We start from the raw sequence: 2,361 nt of genomic DNA on the forward strand, positions 1-2,361 counted from the left end.
TTTTTCGTGGGAAGCGTCTGTTGTTTAAAACACACAGCACCCGCCTTCACAACACACCCCCCCCCCTGGGGGGGCGCGGCGCCGTCCCTGGACTCCGCGGCCGCCCTCGCGGCGTACCGGGCGCGGTTCAGCCCACGGCCGAGCGGTACTTGCGCACCGACAGCCAGGAGAACACCGCGGTGATCAGCACCGACCACAGCACCGACACCAGCGCGGCGTGCTGCATCGGCCAGGTGGCGTCCACCGGGCCGACCTGGTTGCCGAACAGGTCCCGGCAGGCCTGCACGGTGGCGCTGAACGGGTTCCAGTACGCGACCGTCTGCAGCCAACCCGGCATCGAGCTGACCGGCACGAAGGCGTTGGAGACGAAGGTCAGCGGGAACAGCCAGATCAGGCCGGCCGAGGTGGCCGCCTCGGGGCTGCGCACCGAGAGCCCGATCAGCGCGCCGATCCAGGAGAACGCGTAGCCGAGCAGGAGCAGCAGGCCGAAGGCGCCGAGCGCGTTGAGCACGCCGTCGTGGATCCGCCAGCCGACCAGCAGCGCGACCAGGGCCAGCACGATCACGGTGAACGCGGTCTGGCACAGGTCGGCGAGGGTGCGGCCGACCAGCACCGCCGAGCGGGCCATCGGCAGCGAGCGGAAGCGGTCCACCAGGCCCTTGGTCATGTCCTCCGCGATCCCGGCGGAGGCGCCGGCGACGGCGAAGGTGACGGTCTGGGCGAAGATGCCGGCCATCAGGAACTGGATGTACGAGTCGGAGCTGGAGCTCGCCCCGGGGATCTTGATCGCCCCGCCCATCACGTACGAGAACAGCAGCACGAACATGACCGGCTGCATCAGCCCGAAGACCACGATCTCGGGGATCCTGGTCATCCGGCGCAGGTTGCGCTTGGCGACCACCCAGGAGTCGTGCAGGGTGGCGGCGATGCCGCGGCGCTGCCTGGGCATCGCCTCGCCGATGGCGTGCTCGGTGGCGGTGCTCATCTCAGCGCTCCGTTCCGGCCGCGACGGCCTGCTTGTCCGGTCCCTGGCCGTCGGAGCCGTCCGGCCCCTCGGCGGACGGCCCCTCGGCGGGCGACCCCTCGGCGGACGGCCCGCCCTTGCCTCGGCCGCCCCGGCCGCGGCCGCCGGATCCGTTCTCCTCCTCCACCGTCTCGGCGACGTGGCCGGTGAGGGTGAGGAACACGTCGTCCAGGGTCGGGCGGCGCAGGCCGATGTCGTCGATCTCGATGCCGCGGGCGTCGAGTTCGCGGATGACGTCGGCGAGCACCCGGGCGCCGCCGCTGACCGGCACGGTGATCCGGCGGGTGTTCTTCTCCACCGCCGGCTCGCCCAGCGCGTACCCGGACAGCGCCGCGACCGCGTCGGCGACCAGGCCAGGCTCGTGCACCACGACCTCTATCCGCTCGCCGCCGATCTGGGCCTTGAGCTGGTCGGCGGTGCCGCGGGCGATCACCCGGCCGTGGTCGACGACGGCGATGTCGTGCGCCAGCCGGTCGGCCTCCTCCAGGTACTGGGTGGTGAGCAGCAGCGTGGTGCCCTGCTCGACCAGGGTCTCGATGACCTCCCAGAGCGCGAGCCGGTTGCGCGGGTCGAGGCCGGTGGTCGGCTCGTCGAGGAACATCACCGGCGGGCGGACGACCAGCGCGGCGGCGAGGTCGAGGCGGCGGCGCATGCCGCCGGAGTAGGTCTTGGCGGTGCGGTCCTTGGCCTCGGTGAGGTTGAACCACTCCAGTAGCTCCAGCGCCCTCACCTTCGCCTGACGGGCGCTCATCTGGTAGAGCTCGCCGACCATCTGGAGGTTCTCGAAGCCGGTGAGGTACTCGTCGACCGCCGCGTACTGGCCGGACAGGCCGATCAGGCTGCGGACCTTGTTGGGGTGCTTGAGCACGTCGACGCCGGCGACCACCGCGCGGCCCGAGTCGGGGCGCAGCAGGGTGGTGAGGACTCGCACGGTGGTGGTCTTGCCGGCGCCGTTCGGGCCGAGCAGCCCGAGCACCGTGCCCTCGGGGACGTCGAGGCTGACGCCGTCCAGGGCTCGTACGTCGCCGAAGGTCTTGACCAGGTTCTCGGCTTGGATGGCTGGCGCCATGGCCTGCCTCATCTCCTCGGACGAATATGGGCGATCTGTCACACTCTGCCCCTTTTTCGGGCATGCGGGCGACTCGGTTTTCGCCTACCAGAACACAGAACGCGATGTATCGCGAGTCTGGCAGCACGCGATATATCGCGTCAAGGCACAGGGCTCCGCCATCGTGACAGGGACCACTGACACTGATAGTTCTAACCGGGTCCCTGGTGGTCGTGGCTCTGCCACTGACTGACGCCCTGCTGGGCTGTCCTCCGGTTGTTCTGTCCGG

The 2,361-nt window shown here is 70.2% G+C and carries 2 protein-coding genes; both read right to left on the bottom strand.

Annotated features, from left to right (window positions below):
• Positions 1-127: 127 nt before the first annotated feature.
• Positions 128-985, bottom strand: a complete 858-nt coding sequence (locus ACFV61_RS35565; protein ID WP_063348013.1) for an ABC transporter permease — start codon at positions 983-985, stop codon at positions 128-130.
• A 1-nt stretch (position 986) separates the two neighbouring features.
• On the bottom strand, positions 987-2,093 hold the full coding sequence (locus ACFV61_RS35570) for an ATP-binding cassette domain-containing protein (protein ID WP_380496290.1): 1,107 nt from the start codon (positions 2,091-2,093) through the stop codon (positions 987-989).
• Positions 2,094-2,361: the final 268 nt, after the last annotated feature.

It is taken from the genome of Kitasatospora sp. NPDC059817 (assembly GCF_042731835.1).
Taxonomy (GTDB): domain Bacteria; phylum Actinomycetota; class Actinomycetes; order Streptomycetales; family Streptomycetaceae; genus Kitasatospora.

Bases quoted from the DNA above. Each gene is read 5' to 3' on its own strand.
- ACFV61_RS35570 (WP_380496290.1), bottom strand. From the start codon at position 2,093: ATGGCGCCAGCCATCCAAGCCGAGAACCTGGTCAAGACCTTCGGCGAC.
- ACFV61_RS35565 (WP_063348013.1), bottom strand. From the start codon at position 985: ATGAGCACCGCCACCGAGCACGCCATCGGCGAGGCGATGCCCAGGCAG.